The sequence below is a fragment of the Amycolatopsis coloradensis genome (assembly GCF_001953865.1).
Taxonomy (GTDB): domain Bacteria; phylum Actinomycetota; class Actinomycetes; order Mycobacteriales; family Pseudonocardiaceae; genus Amycolatopsis; species Amycolatopsis coloradensis.
The window spans coordinates 23,816-37,086 of sequence record NZ_MQUQ01000028.1 but is presented as its reverse complement, the minus strand read 5'-3'; the positions used below and the strand labels follow the sequence as shown (position 1 = coordinate 37,086).

Here is a 13,271-nt window from a genome sequence, read left to right as displayed (position 1 = left end):
GATAGTCGCGATTCGGGTTAGGGCCAAGAGTGTTCTAGGTACCTGCGGCAGGCGACTTGGAGCACTCGCGGGGAGCCTCATTAGCCCCACCGGTCACGATGAGGGCGCGTGAAGGCCCCCTTCCCTCGGCTGAGCCGAAGAAACGCGACCTTCACACCTTCCCCAGTCCAGGAAGGACCCCTTCCTGTACCTAGGCGCAGGCAAGGGGGTCCTTCCTGTACTTCAAGCGACCACGGCGCCGGGACCGGGAGTGTCCGGGTGGCCGTGAGTCGCGATTCGGGCTAGCACACGAATCACCACAGCCGTCACTTGCAGAACGCGGTGTCCACAGTGGCCATGACGGCCTTGCCACCCTTCTCGACGTCACCGAAGGTGCCTGGCATCGCGGTCACCGCGAGCCCGACGGTGCGGCCGTCTTCCGTGGCCCCACCACGGGTTTCGAATCCGTGGATGTCCCCGCCGTGTCCCCAGTACACGCCACCGCAGCTGAGCGGGTTGCTCATCAGGCCGAGGCCGTATTTCGTTCCCGGGAACAGGGGCGCGTCGACCGTCTTCCGCATTTCGGCCAGCTGCGCGGCGGGCAGAAGCCTGCCTTCGAGCAGTACGCGGAAGAACTCGCCGAGGTCGCTGGGCGTCGAGATCAGCTGCCCGGCGGCACCGCCCCAGGACGGGTCCAGTTCGGTCGCGTCGATCACCTTGCCGGTGGCGGCGTTGCCGATGGCGTAACCCCGCGGATGCCGTCCCTGGATCGTCTGGTCGCCGACCTGCGGCCAGTAGGTGTGCTTCAGGCCCGCCTTCTTGATCACACGTTCGGTGATCTGCTCCTGGACCGGGCGTCCGGTCACCTTCTCGATCAGCATGCCCGCCAGTAGATAGCCGGTGTTGCTGTACTCCCACTTCGTGCCGGGCGCGAACTTCGCCGGGTGACTCAAGGCCGCGGCGAGCAGTTCGTGGTTCGGGACATACCGGTGCTGCACCTGCTCGAAGTTCTCCAGCCCGAGGTACTCGGTGTAGTTCGGCAGCCCGCTGGTGTGCTGCAGCAGATGCCGGACGGTGATCTTGGTGGCGTCGATGCCTTCGCCGCGCACGATCCCGGGAAGGTACTTCTCGATCGGCGCGTCCAGTTCCACCTTTCCTTCGGCCACCAGTTGCAGGACCGCGACCGCCGTGAACGTCTTGGTGTTGCTTCCCGCCCGGACCGTGCCGTCCCGGGGAACCGGGACCTGGCGGTCGATCCGTGAGGACCCCGCGACCAGCGACGCCGTACGCCTTCCATCGGTCACGTAGGCGAGCGCGGCCGGGAACTTCTCTTGGCGCACCAACGAGTCGAGGCCCTTCTGCAGCTCGGTGCCCCTGGCCGGGGCCGCGTCCGCCGCCGTGGTCGACGCGGCGCCCATCAGCCCCGCCACCGTCAGGACCACGACACCCTTGCGTACCGTCATTCGCACTCCTTGCTCGAACGGATCGATGCCTACGATCCTGGTCGGATCGGGCACGAAGATCAGGAGTGCTGGCTGCCGAATCACGGGTAGCGCCTGCGCTACCCATTCGCTCCCGCGAATATTTTTCGGACCAGAATTCGTCCCACCATTGTCCGCACGGGATACGGCTGGCTAAGGTCAGTTCGGTAAGTGGACTAGACCACCCGAGGCCGGGAGGCGACGATGCCCCTCGACGAACAGCAGACCTGGGCAATGCTGCGAGAGCTGGATGAACCCGGCCACTGGGAGGTGCCGCACGACTTCGACGGACCGGCCGAACGTGCCCGGTTCGAGCGAATGGCCGAACGGCTCGGCCGCCGATTCGGCTGCACCTGCGAAGTCGACCGCCATGTCCGGGACGCCAGCCACCTCGGCAGGATCGTGATCCCGGCGAGCGCGACCCCCGCACGGGACCAGGTGACCGTCACGATCAGCAATTTCGGTGGCCTCGTCGCGGTGACTTTGGGGAATCCGGGCAGCTACGACGAAGAAGAGGAACGAGAGTTCTTCCCGGCACCGGTGCGAAAACAGGTCGAAGACGAACTGGAAGCGCTCGGCTACCTGCCCGTCTCCGAACACCCGTTGTGGACCAAGTACACCGGGATCAGCGGATTCGACGCCCTCTATCCCCCGGATCGGCCGCCGTCGTGGTGGGACCGGTTCTTCGACTACCTCTAAGCATTGCTCGGCGCGAGCACGCCGGCGAGTTCCGCCGCGTTCGGCGCGCTGACGAGCGCCTCGTCGAACGGGAGCCGCGCACCGGCGAGTCGGCACGTACTGGACGCTCAACCTCGGCTGGCTGGTCCTCACCGCGGTCGCCGTCGTCGGAGTGCCGACAGGATTCGGTGTCGTGCCCCTCCCGGAGAAAGGCGTCCGACGATATCCTGGTCGTGGGTGAGGAATCGTGGCCGTGGTGCCGGACTTCGTGGGAAAGCAGGCGCTCGACGCCTGGCTGTCGGGGCACGACGCGGGCTTGACGCTGCAAGGCCCCGATCCGGACAGCCCGTGTCCCCTCCTGAACGGCCAGTCGTCGCGCAAGCACCGGCGGCGGGGACATGCCTGCCGCGGTGGAGTGTGGTGACCGTCTGGATCGCGGGCGGCGGCGACCCCGCCGGCGTCCGCGAGCCGCGGCGGCCGCTGCCGGACCTCCTCGAAGACACCGGGGAAGCCGATCACAGGGCGTGATCGGAGTCGTCCGGGGCGCTCGATACCCTGAGTGGATGACGTCGCAGAAAACCCCTCAAACCATGAAGCCCGCGACAGCGGCGAAGAAGCTGGGTGTGTACCTCGAGGCCACCCCGGCGGAGTTCCAGGAGGGTGTCGTCTCCCGCGACGAGCTGAACGCGCTACAGGCCGAACCGCCCGAGTGGCTGCGGGACCTTCGCCGCAACGGGCCGCACCCGCGTCCGGTCATCGCGGCGAAGCTGGGCATCTCCATCAGCGGCCTGGCGCGTGGCGGGATCACCGACGCCCTCACCACCGAGCAGATCGAAGAGATCAAGACCGCCGCCCCGGATTGGCTCCAGCGGGAGCGCGAGACCCATGCCGAGGTCCGCAAGGAAGAGGCGCGAGTCAAGGCCGCCCGTAGCGAGAGCTAGCCCCTGCGGCGGGGCTTCCCGCGGTTGGGGGCGCCGCGCTGCCCGGCCGCCTTCCCGGACGGCGGCTTCCGGCCGCCGGTCTGGGGGCGCTTGCTCTTCGCCGGTTTCTCCTGGGGCTGCTGCCGTCCCCGGGTGCTGTTGACGGTCCGGCCGCGAACGATTCCGATGAACTGTTCCATCAGGTCGGAGGTCTCTTCGTCCGGCCAGGACAGCGCGACGCCGGATTCGGGCGTGCCGGAGATCGGGCGGTAGGTCAGGTCACGCCGGTGGTGCAGCCGCGCGAGCGACTGCGGGACGACCAGGAGCCCGACGCCTGCGGCGACCAACTCGATGGCGTCCGCCGTGGTGGGGGGGCGCTCCAGCGCGGGCTTCCCCGGCGGCCGCTCCCAGTCCAGCGTGTCGTCGAGCGGGTGCAGCACGACGTCGTCGGCGATGTCGTCGACGGAGACCTCGTCCCCGGCGGCGACCAAATGGTCCTTGGGGGCGACCACGACGGTCGTCTCGGTGTAGAGCGGGATCGCGTGCAGCCCCTCGCGATCGATCGGGAGCCTCAGCAGGACGGCGTCCACCTCGCGCTCGCGGACCAGCGCGGCGGCTTCGGCCGCGGTCGTCTGGACGAGTTCGAGCGGGACACCGGGCGACCGCTCGTTCCAGATCCGGACCCACTTCGAGGGCGTCACGCCGGGGACGTACGCGAGCTTGAAGGAGAGAGGTACGTCCGGGCCGGTCATGGGGCCAAGGTTACCGGGCGTGATCCGTGGGAGCTGAAGGGGACTTTTCCCGCATGCGATGCGAGGAAAGCGCCCTTCAGCTGCCCGGCTACGGAGTCCAGGCCGCCGAGACCGCTCCTCGGGGAAGTCGAGCACACGGGTCGACGGTGACCCGTGTCACTCGTAAGGACGATGCCAGATTTACATCGTTGGTACAACGTTGTAAATCCGCCGTTCGCGCCGCTAGGCTGTGCCGGATCTGTGCCGGATCTCTCAGAAAGGAGCGAGGGTGGCCACGCTCAAGGACGTCGCCAAGCTTGCGGGCGTCTCGGTCAAAACCGTGTCGAACGTGGTCAACGGCTACGACTTCGTGAAGCCGGAGAACCGCAAGCGGGTCGAGGAGGCACTGGCGTCGACCGGCTACCGGCCCAATCTCGGTGCCCGCAACCTCCGCCGCGGCCGCACCGGGTTCCTCGGGCTGATGCTGCCCGAATTGAGCATCCCGTATTTCGGCGAACTCGCGGGCCTGGTGTTGCAGGCGGCGCAGGAGCACGAATGGAACGTCCTCATCGAACAGACCCTCGGCACCAGGGAGCGCGAGCGCAACGCGTTGTCCGCGCTGGGCCCGCATCTGATCGACGGGGCGATCATCAGCCCGGAAGCCTTGCATACGGACGATTTCGGCGATCTGGCGCCGGGCGTGCCGCTGGTGATGCTCGGCGAGCACGTCGTCGACGTCCCGATAGATCACGTCGGCATCGACAACGTCCAGGCCGCCCGGATCGCGGTTCGGCACCTGATCTCCCTCGGCCGCCGCCGGATCGCCGCGATCGGCGCGCATCCGCAGCGCCACACCGCCGCGCAACGGCTGGAGGGTTACCACTTCGCGCTCGAAGAGGCAGGCGTCGCGCCCACGCCGGAACTGGTCCTGCCCGCGCTGCGCTACCACCGCGCCAACGGGGCCGAGGCGATGGCGCATCTGCTCGCGCTGCCGGAGCCGCCCGACGCCGTCTTCTGCTTCAACGACCTGCTCGCCATCGGTGCGCTGCGAGCCGCCGCCGAGCGGGGCGTCCAGGTGCCGTCGGACATGGCGATCGTGGGCTTCGACAACAACGAGGAGAGCGCGTACAGCCTGCCCTCACTGACGACGATCGCCCCGGACAAGGCGGCGATCGCGCAAGCGGCGGTCGATCTGCTGCGGCGCCGCATCGCGGGCGGGAGCGACCTCGCCCCCGAAGACGTCCAGACGCCTTTCTCGCTGGAGATCCGGAACAGCACGATCGCCTGACTCCGCGTTTCGTCCTCTGGTTGCGGTAGTTCGTCCCACCAACTACCGCAACTAGAGGACGACTTGCGGAAGGCCGGCGCCACGACCGACCGCCTCTCCCGTCGACGGCCAAGTCGTGGTGTCCGTGGTGCGCACGAGGTCCTGGAGCACGGCGTCGAACGGGACGGGTACACGGGTGAGTATCGGTCGGCGGCGTGCCTCGCGGCCGCGTCGGCGCCGGGCACGACCAGCCGGTCGCCCTCGGTGGGCGTGCCCCGCGGGGCGAAAGTCAGCCCGTACCGGGGACTGGATCGGTGTGCCGTCCAAGCCGACGGCTCTCGTCTCGACCGCGAGCGACTGGCCGTAGGTGTCGAACACGGCGGCGAGTTCCCATTCCCGGATCCCGGTTGTCAGCAGGACTTCCAGCGGCGGTTTGTCCACCGGAAGGCGGAGTTGAACCGTTCTCGAAGCTCGCGCCGAGGGTGAGCGGCAGGGCCAGCGCGGCGACGTGAACGCCAGCACCGTCAGTGTCGGGCGGAGAAAGGTGCGCACGATCAGGCTCCGTACTCGGCGCGTCGGCGGAACATGGCGGCGAGCATCGCGGGCACCATCAGCACGTGCCCGGCCGTCATCACCGTCGACCCGGACACCAGGCCGGTCCAGAAGAACGGCAGGAAGAGCAAGTAGGGCAGGTACATCGCGGCCGACATCTCCGCGATCGAAGCCCAGCCGTGGCGCCGGATCCGCATCCACGACGCCATGCCGAGCGACATGTTCGTCGCCATCACCAGTGCGCTCGCGGTCACGTTCTCCGCCAGGCCCGGCCACAAGAACGACCAGACCGGTTCGAGGACGAGCATCCCGGCCACCATCGCGAGGAGCATTTCCACGGCGTGACGGACGAAGTGCAGGACGGCCCTATTACGGGTCTTCGGTTCGGTCGTGTGCTTCATTCCCGGCTCCCTCGATCGGTTCGACGGGAGCAATATTCGGGCGCGACAAGGCATATCGGCAGGTGCCGGAAGTCACGGTCGGGGTCATGTGACCTGTCAGAACAGGCCGAGTTCCCTCGCCCGCAAGGCCGCCTGGGTCCGGTCCCGCACCTGGAGTTTGGCCAGCACGCTCGTCACGAGATTCTTCACCGTGCCCTCGGCGAGGAACAGCGTTTTGGCTATCTCCCGGTTGCTGTGGCCCTTGGCCAAGAGCCGGACCACTTCCAGTTCGCGATCGGAAAGCGGTGTCGTCAGCGGTTGGGCGCGTATCGTCTCGGCAGGCAACTGCGCCACCCTGGCGACGAGTTTCGCCGCCACCGACGGTTGCAGGACCGACTCACCGCGCTTGGCCGCGACCAGCGCCTCCACCAGCCGCGTGGACGAGACGTCCTTGAGCAGGTAGCCGACGGCGCCCGCCCTCAGCGCGGCGAACACGTCCGCGTCGTCGTCGAACGTGGTCAGCGCCAGCACGCGCACGCCGGGTTGCTCGGTCCGTAACCGGGTGGTCGCCGCGATCCCGTCCAGCACCGGCATCCGCAGATCCATCAACGCGACGTCGGGACGCAGTTCGGCACAGAGCCGGACGGCCTGGTCGCCGTCGCCCGCTTCGCCGACGACCTCGATCTCCGGCTGGACTTCCAGCAAGGTCGCCAGTGCTTCGCGGAACAAAGCCTGGTCGTCGACGATCAGAACGCGAACGCTCATCCCGGCACCTCCACGGAGAGCGTCAGGCCGTTCCCCTCGTCGGAGTCGACGCAGACCTGCCCGCCGAGCCCTGCTACTCGCTCTCGTAACCCGACGAGCCCGAACCCCTTGCCCGGCGGGGAATCCGCAGCGAGCCCGAGACCGTCGTCGCGGACTTCGAGCCGGACCCGATCGGTGACGGCGTAGTCGAGCACCACGGTCGCCGCCTTGGCCCGCGCGTGCTTGCGCACGTTGGTCAGTCCTTCCTGAGCCGCTCGGAACAGCGACTCTTCCACCTCGGCGCGGGTGCCCCTCGCCGTCCCCTTGACCTCGAACCCGGTCGGCACACCCGCCGCGGACGCCTCGTCCGCCAGCGCCCGCAACACGTCCGCGAGCGGCTCGGAGCGGGGCTCCCGCAACGCCGACACCGACCGGCGGACCTCCGCCAGCGCCTCCCGAGACTGGTCCTGCGCCTTGGCGAGCATCCCGTCGGCCCGTTCCGTGTCTCCGGTGCCGATCACCGCGCGGGCGGCCTGAAGCATCATCTGCACGACCGTCAGATGATGGCCGAGGCCGTCGTGGATGTCGCGTGCGAGCCGGTTGCGCTCCTGGGTCGTCGCGAGTTGTTCGGCCTGGGCGGCGTAATCGCGAAGCCGTTCATGCGCCTCGGCCAGTTCCGCCCGCGCTCGCTTCTCCCGGACGACCAACTCGGCCACGACGGCGGCGAACACCATGACCGCCAGCGTCCCGAGCCCTTCGCGGAGTCCGTCCAACGGCGACATCGGCAAGTGGATCAACGGGATCAGCACCGCGACGCCGAACGCCACGGGCAGCGGCAGCAGCAAAACGGTGTGGCAGACGAGGACCACGAGAAGCAGGATCGCCCCGACAGCGGCACCCGAAAGCGAGAACAAGGTGAAGCCGAGCGGTAACTGAACGCAGACATACGCGATCGCGAGGGCACGTCCGCGCTTCTGGACCCAGGGGAAGCCGACGATCGCGATCGCCGCGTAGACCAGCCCGACGACGAGCGTCGGCAGCACGAGCGTCTCGTAATCGGCCGAGCCGAGGGGCAACGTCACGTACGCGACGAGGGTCAGCACGGCCAGGGCCCGGTTCACGGACCCACAATAGTCGCAAGTCGTCCTCTGGTTGCGGTAGTTGGCGGGACGAACTACCGCAACCAGAGGACGAAACGCGGGAGTCAGGCGGTCTTGGTTGTGTCACGCTCCGGCCGTCGCCGTCCTCGGTCTGCTCGTGGCCTTCGGGATCCGCTCCCGGTGGCGCGATCAGCCCTCTGCTCGCGGGCCGGGACCCGTCTCGCGGACGACGCGATAACGTGGATTCGCGCTCACCCGGGACTCCACCTCGCCGGGCAGGCCATCGAGCGCCGCCTGGATGGCTTCGAGACGGCCCGCGGTGTCCGACGTCTCCTCGAAATGCCGGTAGTCCGCCTCGCTCGCCCAGCTCACGAGGTTGAAGACCCGCGTCCCGTCGATACTCGCGTGGAACCGTGCCGAGACGTAGCCCGGGTAGAACCGGACCCAGCGGTCCTGGATTTCGGCGAAGGCGTCCACCAAGGCCGCCTGGGTCTCGGGCCCGTCCACCGCGTACTCGATGATCGAGTAGAAACCCTGGTCCTCACTCATGTTCACTCCTTGAAGTCGATGTCCCCAGCCTGCACCCTCGACTTAAGTGGAGATCAAGAGCGACCCGGCGTGGGCACATTGCTCCGGCCGGCCCTGGCCAACGGGCAGCCGGTCGACAAGGATCACCCGATGCGCGACAGCAAGACGTTCGACCTGATCGCCCGGGGCGGGCTCATCTGTTACGCCGTCGTGCACCTGCTCGTCGCGTGGCTCGCGACGCAGGTCGCCCTCGGTGACAAGGCCAAGGCGGACAAGGCGGGCGCCTTGCAGGTGGTGGTCGCGGAAGGCGGCGCGTGGCTGCTGTGGCTGATCGCGGCCGGCCTCGCCGTACTGGCGTTGTGGCAGCTCAGCGAGGCGCTCACCGGGCACCGGCACGTGAAGGCGCGGCGGCGGACGGTCCGCAGGATCGTCAGCGGGATCGAAGTCGTGCTGTACGGGCTCGTCTCCTACAGCGCGGTGAAGATCGCCATCGCGGGCGCTGACGACGGACAAGGCTCGATGGTCGCCGACATCCTCGCGCAGTCCTACGGTCAGGTTCTGGTGACCGTCGCCGGGATCGCCGTCGTCGCGGTGGCGGTGTTCCTCGCCCAGCGTGGGTTCCGGAAGACGTTCGTGCGGGAACTCGACTTCGGCAGCGCCTCCGCACCGACCCGCACCACGACGATCCGGTTGGGCCAGGTCGGCTGGGTCGCGCTCTCCGCCGCGTACGGAACCATCGGCGTCCTCACGGTCATCGCCGCGGTCACCTTCGACCCCGCCAAGGCGAGCGGACTGGACGCCGCGCTGAAGACACTGGTCGCGCAGCCCTACGGCGGTCCGATGCTGCTCGCGCTCGCGGCCGGGATCGCCGCTTTCGGTGCCTTCGCGCTGCTGGACGCCCGATTCCGTAAGATCTGATCTGCCCGGCACGCCGACCTGTGGCACGGTGAGGGCCGTCTGGAGGTCGTGATGGCAGGTGTGGTCGAACGGATCCGCGAGCAGGGCGAGGACGGTCGGCAGACGCGGATCGTCGAGGTGCTGGTGGAGGCCTTCGAAGACCTCATACGCGCGGACGCCGACGCGTTCCGCCGCAAGTTCCGGAAGATGGCCGCCGCGCCGTTCGCCTTCTACCGCGGTTCGGCGTGCCTGTTCTACGCGGACATGGCGCATGAGGCCGACCCGTGGGCGAACGACGAGACCAGCCGGGTGTGGATCCAGGGCGACCTGCACGCCGAGAACTTCGGCAGTTACATGGATTCGTCCGGGACCCTGGTGTTCGACGTCAACGACTTCGACGAGGCCTACCTCGGCTGCTTCACCTGGGATCTCAAGCGGCTGGCGGCCAGTGTCGCGCTGCTGGCGTGGAGCAAGGCGATCTCGGACGACGACATCGAGACGCTGATCGGCACCTATCTTCGCGCCTACGTGAAGCAAGTCCGCGAGTACGCCGACCGGCCCGGCGACGAACTCGTCAGGCTCCAGCTCGACAGCACCGAAGGCATCCTGCACAACGTGCTGCTCCGGGCCCGGCTGAAGACCCGGATCGATCTGCTCGACGAAGTGACCACAGTGGAGGATTACGACCGCAGGTTCCGGCACGGGCCCGGCGTCCGGGTCCTGGAGAAGGCGGAGCGCGAGACCGCTGTCACCGCTTTCGAGTCCTATTTGGACACCATCCCGGAGAACAAACGGTTCGGCAGCATCACCTACCGGGTCAAGGACATCGTCGGCCGGACCGGGTTCGGCATCGGCTCGGCCGGGCTGCCCGCGTACAACATCCTCGTCGAAGGACGCACCCAGGCTTTGGAAAACGACGTCGTCCTGTCGATGAAACAAGGGAATGTCGCGGCGCCCAGCCGGATCGTGGCCGATCAAAGCATCCGCGACTACTTCACCAACGAGGGCCACCGCACCGCCGTTTCGCAGCGTGCCTTGCAGGCGCACGCGGATCCTTGGCTCGGGTACACGGAGATCGAAGGGACCGGGTTCGTCGTCTCGGAGCTGTCGCCCTACGTCGACGACCTGGACTGGTCGGATCTGACCGAGCCGTCGGAGATGCGGCCGGTGCTCGACTACCTCGGCCGGGCCACCGCGAAAATGCACTGCGTGTCCGATTCGGACTCCGAGCAGACACTGGTCGGTTTCCAGAGCGAAGCGGCCATCGCCGGGGTGATCGGTGACCGCGAGAACGAGTTCGTCCGCACACTGACCGAATTCGGGATGGCTTACGCCGAGCAGTCACGGGAGGACCACCGGTTGTTCGTGGACGCCTTCCGCGGCGGGAAGATCCCCGCAGTCCGGCCTGCCGCGGAGAGCTGACCGGACGACGGGGAGCGCGTCACTCGCGGAGGCCGATCGCCTCGATCGGCTTCGCCAACAGCGCCACCCTCGTGGACAGGCCGAGGGAGACCAGGCCGAGCAGGATCGCCCCGGCGACGACCCCGCCGAACACGGCGATCGGGCCGGACGGCAGCGGCGTCCCTCGCAGTCCGAGATTCAGCAGTACCAGGGGAATCCCGGCCACCACCGTGCCGAGCAGGGCCGCGACCCCCACCGTCGCCAGCGCTTCGAACCGCATCATCCGGATCACCTGGCGCTTCGTGGTGCCGATCAGCCGCAGCAACGCGAACTCCCGCGACCGCTGCGCCGTGCTCATCACCAGTGTGTTGGCCACCGAGATCACGACGTAGCCGAGGATCACGCCGACCGCGACCAGGTTCACGTAGAACTGGGCCTGCTGCTGGCCGCCGGCGGGCGCGGCCACCGCCGATCCCGGCGTCACGGCCAGCCCCGGATAGCGGACGGCGAGGTCGCGCAGCGCGGCGGTCACCGTCGCGGCGTCGGCGGTGGGTTCCTGCCGCACGAGCACCGAGTCGTCCATCCGGTCACCGGTATGCGCCCTCGCCACGTCGATCGGCAGCACGTAGCGGCCGAACGCCTGATCACGGGTGTAGGTGGCGACCAGGCGCAGCTTCGCCGGAGCGCCGTCAGCGAAGTAGAACTCGACCTCGTCGCCGATCTTCTTCTCGTACCAGCCGGCTTCCGATTCGCTCATCGCCACGGTGTTCCCGGTCAGGTCGGTGATCTTGCCCGACACGACGCCCAGTTCCACGTTCCCGCGGACCTGCGCGCCGTCCAGTCCCTGCGCCGGGTACCGCTCGACGCGCAGGCTTTCCTGCTCTCGCACCGTGTTCATCACCTCGGTGCGCACGACCGGAGTCGCGGCGGCGACACCGGGGACGCGCCGCGCGGCCTCGGCGACCTCCGGGGACAGGCCGCCGGTGGCACTGGCGAGCACGTGGTCCGCGGTGGTCGACTCGACGGTCTCCTCCTGCCGCGCGGCGGCCGCGGAGGTCTGGCTGTAGAACATCGTCAGCGCGAACGAGACCGCGAGCATCACCGGCGTCACCGCGGCGGCGAGGCGTCGCGAATTGGCCTGGCTGTTCGCGGCGGCCAGGTAGCCGCTGATCCGCGAAATCCGGTTGAGCACCGGCGCGATCAGCTTCGTCATGAACGCGACCACCTTCGGGCTGACCACGGCCAGCCCGATCACGATGATCAACGACGAACTCCCCGAGGCCGCGAGCCCGGCGTCCCCGCGGAGGAAGATCGGGACCAGCGAGCCGCCGAGACCGGCCACCACCAGCGCGCAGCCGACGATGAGCCGCACGCGGCCGAGTTCACGCCGCTCCACCGCGGCCTCGCCGAGCGCCTCCACCGGGCGGATCGACGACGGACGCCGCGAAGCCGACCACGCGGCCAGACGAGCCGTGCCCAGGCCGAGTACCAGCGCGACGACGAGCGGGATCGGGCTGAGCGCCAGTTCGAAGTCCGGCGGGATCACGCCGATGGCACCGAAGGCGTTCCTCAGGCCGAAGCCCACCGCCACGCCGAGGCCGCTGCCCAGCACTCCGGCGACCGACGCGACCAGCATCGTCTCGGCACCGATGAGCTTGCGGATCTGCTGGGGCGTCGCCGCGATCGCCCGCAGCAACGCGAACTCCCGGCGGCGCTGGTTGATGACCAGTGCCAGTGTGCTGGCCACGACGAACACCGCGATCAGGAGTGCGAAGCCGCCGAAGGAGCCCGCGAGCGCCATCAGCAGCATCCGGGTCTGGCTGACGTCGAGGAATTCGACCGTGCTGCGCTCGACCCCGGTCGTCACCGTCACCTTGTCGGTGCCGACCGCGTCGCTGATCCGGTCGGCGAGGTCGCCCGGCGTGACACCCGGATCCGCCAGCACGCCGATCGCGTGCACCTGGCCGGGGGTCCCGGCGAGTTCGGTGGCCTTCTCCGGCGAGAAGAACACCGAGGACTGCCGGGAGAGGCCGTCACCCGATTTCGGCGCGGCGATCCCGGAGACCCGGAAGTCCACCGGGGTCGAACGGACGGCGATCTTCACGCGCTGCCCGACGGCCACACCGCTCCGGGCGGCCAAGTCGGCGTCGAGGACCACCTCGTCGGGACGCGTGGGCGCCTCGCCGTCACGCAGTGAGAAAGGCGCCAGCGCGGCGGCGTCCCAGTTGTGCCCCAGCGACTGGCCACCCTCCGGCCCGGTGAGCGGACGGCCGTCGGCCGTCACGACATTGGCGGGGAAGCTCTTCTCCGCCACCACGCCGCGGACCCCCGGCACCGCGGAGATCTTCCCGGCGAGCGTCACCGGCACCGAGGCCTGCTCCCCGACCTGCTGGCTTTCCATCGGGCCCGCCCCGGGCGGGTCGACAGTCTGCTGTCCGCCGACGACGACCGCCGCGTCGGCGTACCGCTGCGTCGGAACCCCCGCCCGCAGCCCGGATTCCATCAGGATGCCGCAGCCGGCGACCAGCGCCGTCCCGCAGAGGATCGCGATGAACGCGCCGATGAAGCCGCTCAGGCGGGTCTTCGTCGTCTGCCATGCCAAATCCCACATGA

13 protein-coding genes and 1 pseudogene are annotated in these 13,271 nt (G+C 68.7%); 6 read left to right on the top strand and 8 right to left on the bottom strand.

All coding sequences use genetic code 11. From position 1 onward, the window contains the following. Nucleotides 1-305: 305 nt before the first annotated feature. Nucleotides 306-1,442 carry a serine hydrolase domain-containing protein gene (locus BS329_RS37280; protein WP_076167883.1) on the bottom strand — a complete coding sequence of 379 codons (1,137 nt, stop codon included), beginning with the start codon at nucleotides 1,440-1,442 and terminating at the stop codon, nucleotides 306-308. Nucleotides 1,443-1,664: 222 nt separating this feature from the next. On the opposite strand from BS329_RS37280, the gene BS329_RS37275 reads away from it, so the two are divergent. From BS329_RS37275 to BS329_RS37270, 3 genes are all read left to right on the top strand, one after another. Beyond that, the gene (locus tag BS329_RS37275) at nucleotides 1,665-2,159 is read left to right on the top strand and encodes a hypothetical protein (RefSeq protein ID WP_076167737.1); all 495 of its coding nucleotides are present in this window, start codon (nucleotides 1,665-1,667) and stop codon (nucleotides 2,157-2,159) included. A gap of 226 nt (nucleotides 2,160-2,385) precedes the next feature. Continuing rightward, nucleotides 2,386-2,562 (top strand): hypothetical protein, encoded by a 177-nt coding sequence (locus BS329_RS43620; protein ID WP_158075872.1) that lies wholly within the window; start codon nucleotides 2,386-2,388, stop codon nucleotides 2,560-2,562. A gap of 166 nt (nucleotides 2,563-2,728) precedes the next feature. Beyond that, entirely contained in the window at nucleotides 2,729-3,079 is a 351-nt protein-coding gene (locus tag BS329_RS37270) for a DUF5997 family protein (RefSeq protein ID WP_208619353.1), read from the top strand. Here the strand turns inward: BS329_RS37270 and BS329_RS37265 are convergent. Beyond that, entirely contained in the window at nucleotides 3,076-3,810 is a 735-nt protein-coding gene (locus BS329_RS37265) for a LysR family transcriptional regulator substrate-binding protein (protein WP_076167734.1), read from the bottom strand. The genes BS329_RS37270 and BS329_RS37265 overlap by 4 nt on opposite strands. 268 nt (nucleotides 3,811-4,078) lie before the next feature. On the opposite strand from BS329_RS37265, the gene BS329_RS37260 reads away from it, so the two are divergent. Beyond that, nucleotides 4,079-5,077, top strand: coding sequence for a LacI family DNA-binding transcriptional regulator (locus BS329_RS37260; RefSeq protein WP_076167732.1), 999 nt, complete (start codon nucleotides 4,079-4,081; stop codon nucleotides 5,075-5,077). 111 nt (nucleotides 5,078-5,188) lie between these two features. Here BS329_RS37260 and BS329_RS37255 read toward each other — a convergent pair. The 5 genes and pseudogenes from BS329_RS37255 to BS329_RS37235 form a co-directional block, all read right to left on the bottom strand. Continuing rightward, a pseudogene (locus BS329_RS37255) lies at nucleotides 5,189-5,514 on the bottom strand (DJ-1/PfpI family protein); the annotation flags it as partial. Nucleotides 5,515-5,610: 96 nt separating this feature from the next. Continuing rightward, nucleotides 5,611-6,009, bottom strand: a complete 399-nt coding sequence (locus BS329_RS37250; RefSeq protein WP_076167731.1) for a hypothetical protein — start codon at nucleotides 6,007-6,009, stop codon at nucleotides 5,611-5,613. A gap of 96 nt (nucleotides 6,010-6,105) precedes the next feature. Next, nucleotides 6,106-6,753, bottom strand: a complete 648-nt coding sequence (locus BS329_RS37245; RefSeq protein WP_076167729.1) for a response regulator — start codon at nucleotides 6,751-6,753, stop codon at nucleotides 6,106-6,108. Continuing rightward, nucleotides 6,750-7,853, bottom strand: coding sequence for a sensor histidine kinase (locus BS329_RS37240; RefSeq protein WP_076167728.1), 1,104 nt, complete (start codon nucleotides 7,851-7,853; stop codon nucleotides 6,750-6,752). Before BS329_RS37240 ends, BS329_RS37245 begins: the two co-directional genes overlap by 4 nt. Nucleotides 7,854-8,021: 168 nt before the next feature. Beyond that, nucleotides 8,022-8,381 (bottom strand): antibiotic biosynthesis monooxygenase, encoded by a 360-nt coding sequence (locus BS329_RS37235; RefSeq protein WP_076167881.1) that lies wholly within the window; start codon nucleotides 8,379-8,381, stop codon nucleotides 8,022-8,024. Between the two features lie 69 nt (nucleotides 8,382-8,450). Here BS329_RS37235 and BS329_RS37230 point away from each other — a divergent pair, with 69 nt between their 5' ends. Then, complete coding sequence (locus BS329_RS37230; RefSeq protein WP_244197446.1) at nucleotides 8,451-9,278, top strand: DUF1206 domain-containing protein; 828 nt, start codon at nucleotides 8,451-8,453, stop codon at nucleotides 9,276-9,278. A 51-nt stretch (nucleotides 9,279-9,329) separates the two neighbouring features. Then, nucleotides 9,330-10,679, top strand: a complete 1,350-nt coding sequence (locus BS329_RS37225; RefSeq protein WP_076167725.1) for a DUF2252 domain-containing protein — start codon at nucleotides 9,330-9,332, stop codon at nucleotides 10,677-10,679. Nucleotides 10,680-10,698: 19 nt separating this feature from the next. Here BS329_RS37225 and BS329_RS37220 read toward each other — a convergent pair whose 3' ends face one another. Further along, the gene (locus BS329_RS37220; RefSeq protein ID WP_084750717.1) at nucleotides 10,699-13,269 is read right to left on the bottom strand and encodes an ABC transporter permease; all 2,571 of its coding nucleotides are present in this window, start codon (nucleotides 13,267-13,269) and stop codon (nucleotides 10,699-10,701) included. Between the last annotated feature and the right edge of the window lie 2 nt (nucleotides 13,270-13,271).

What these genes read in the sequence shown, in the direction of transcription:
- BS329_RS37265 (WP_076167734.1), bottom strand. Translation starts at nt 3,810, where the DNA reads ATGACCGGCCCGGACGTACCTCTCTCCTTCAAGCTCGCGTACGTCCCC.
- BS329_RS37270 (WP_208619353.1), top strand. Translation starts at nt 2,729, where the DNA reads ATGAAGCCCGCGACAGCGGCGAAGAAGCTGGGTGTGTACCTCGAGGCC.
- BS329_RS37250 (WP_076167731.1), bottom strand. Translation starts at nt 6,009, where the DNA reads ATGAAGCACACGACCGAACCGAAGACCCGTAATAGGGCCGTCCTGCAC.
- BS329_RS37235 (WP_076167881.1), bottom strand. Translation starts at nt 8,381, where the DNA reads ATGAGTGAGGACCAGGGTTTCTACTCGATCATCGAGTACGCGGTGGAC.
- BS329_RS37245 (WP_076167729.1), bottom strand. Translation starts at nt 6,753, where the DNA reads ATGAGCGTTCGCGTTCTGATCGTCGACGACCAGGCTTTGTTCCGCGAA.
- BS329_RS37275 (WP_076167737.1), top strand. Translation starts at nt 1,665, where the DNA reads ATGCCCCTCGACGAACAGCAGACCTGGGCAATGCTGCGAGAGCTGGAT.
- BS329_RS37280 (WP_076167883.1), bottom strand. Translation starts at nt 1,442, where the DNA reads ATGACGGTACGCAAGGGTGTCGTGGTCCTGACGGTGGCGGGGCTGATG.
- BS329_RS37225 (WP_076167725.1), top strand. Translation starts at nt 9,330, where the DNA reads ATGGCAGGTGTGGTCGAACGGATCCGCGAGCAGGGCGAGGACGGTCGG.
- BS329_RS37220 (WP_084750717.1), bottom strand. Translation starts at nt 13,269, where the DNA reads ATGTGGGATTTGGCATGGCAGACGACGAAGACCCGCCTGAGCGGCTTC.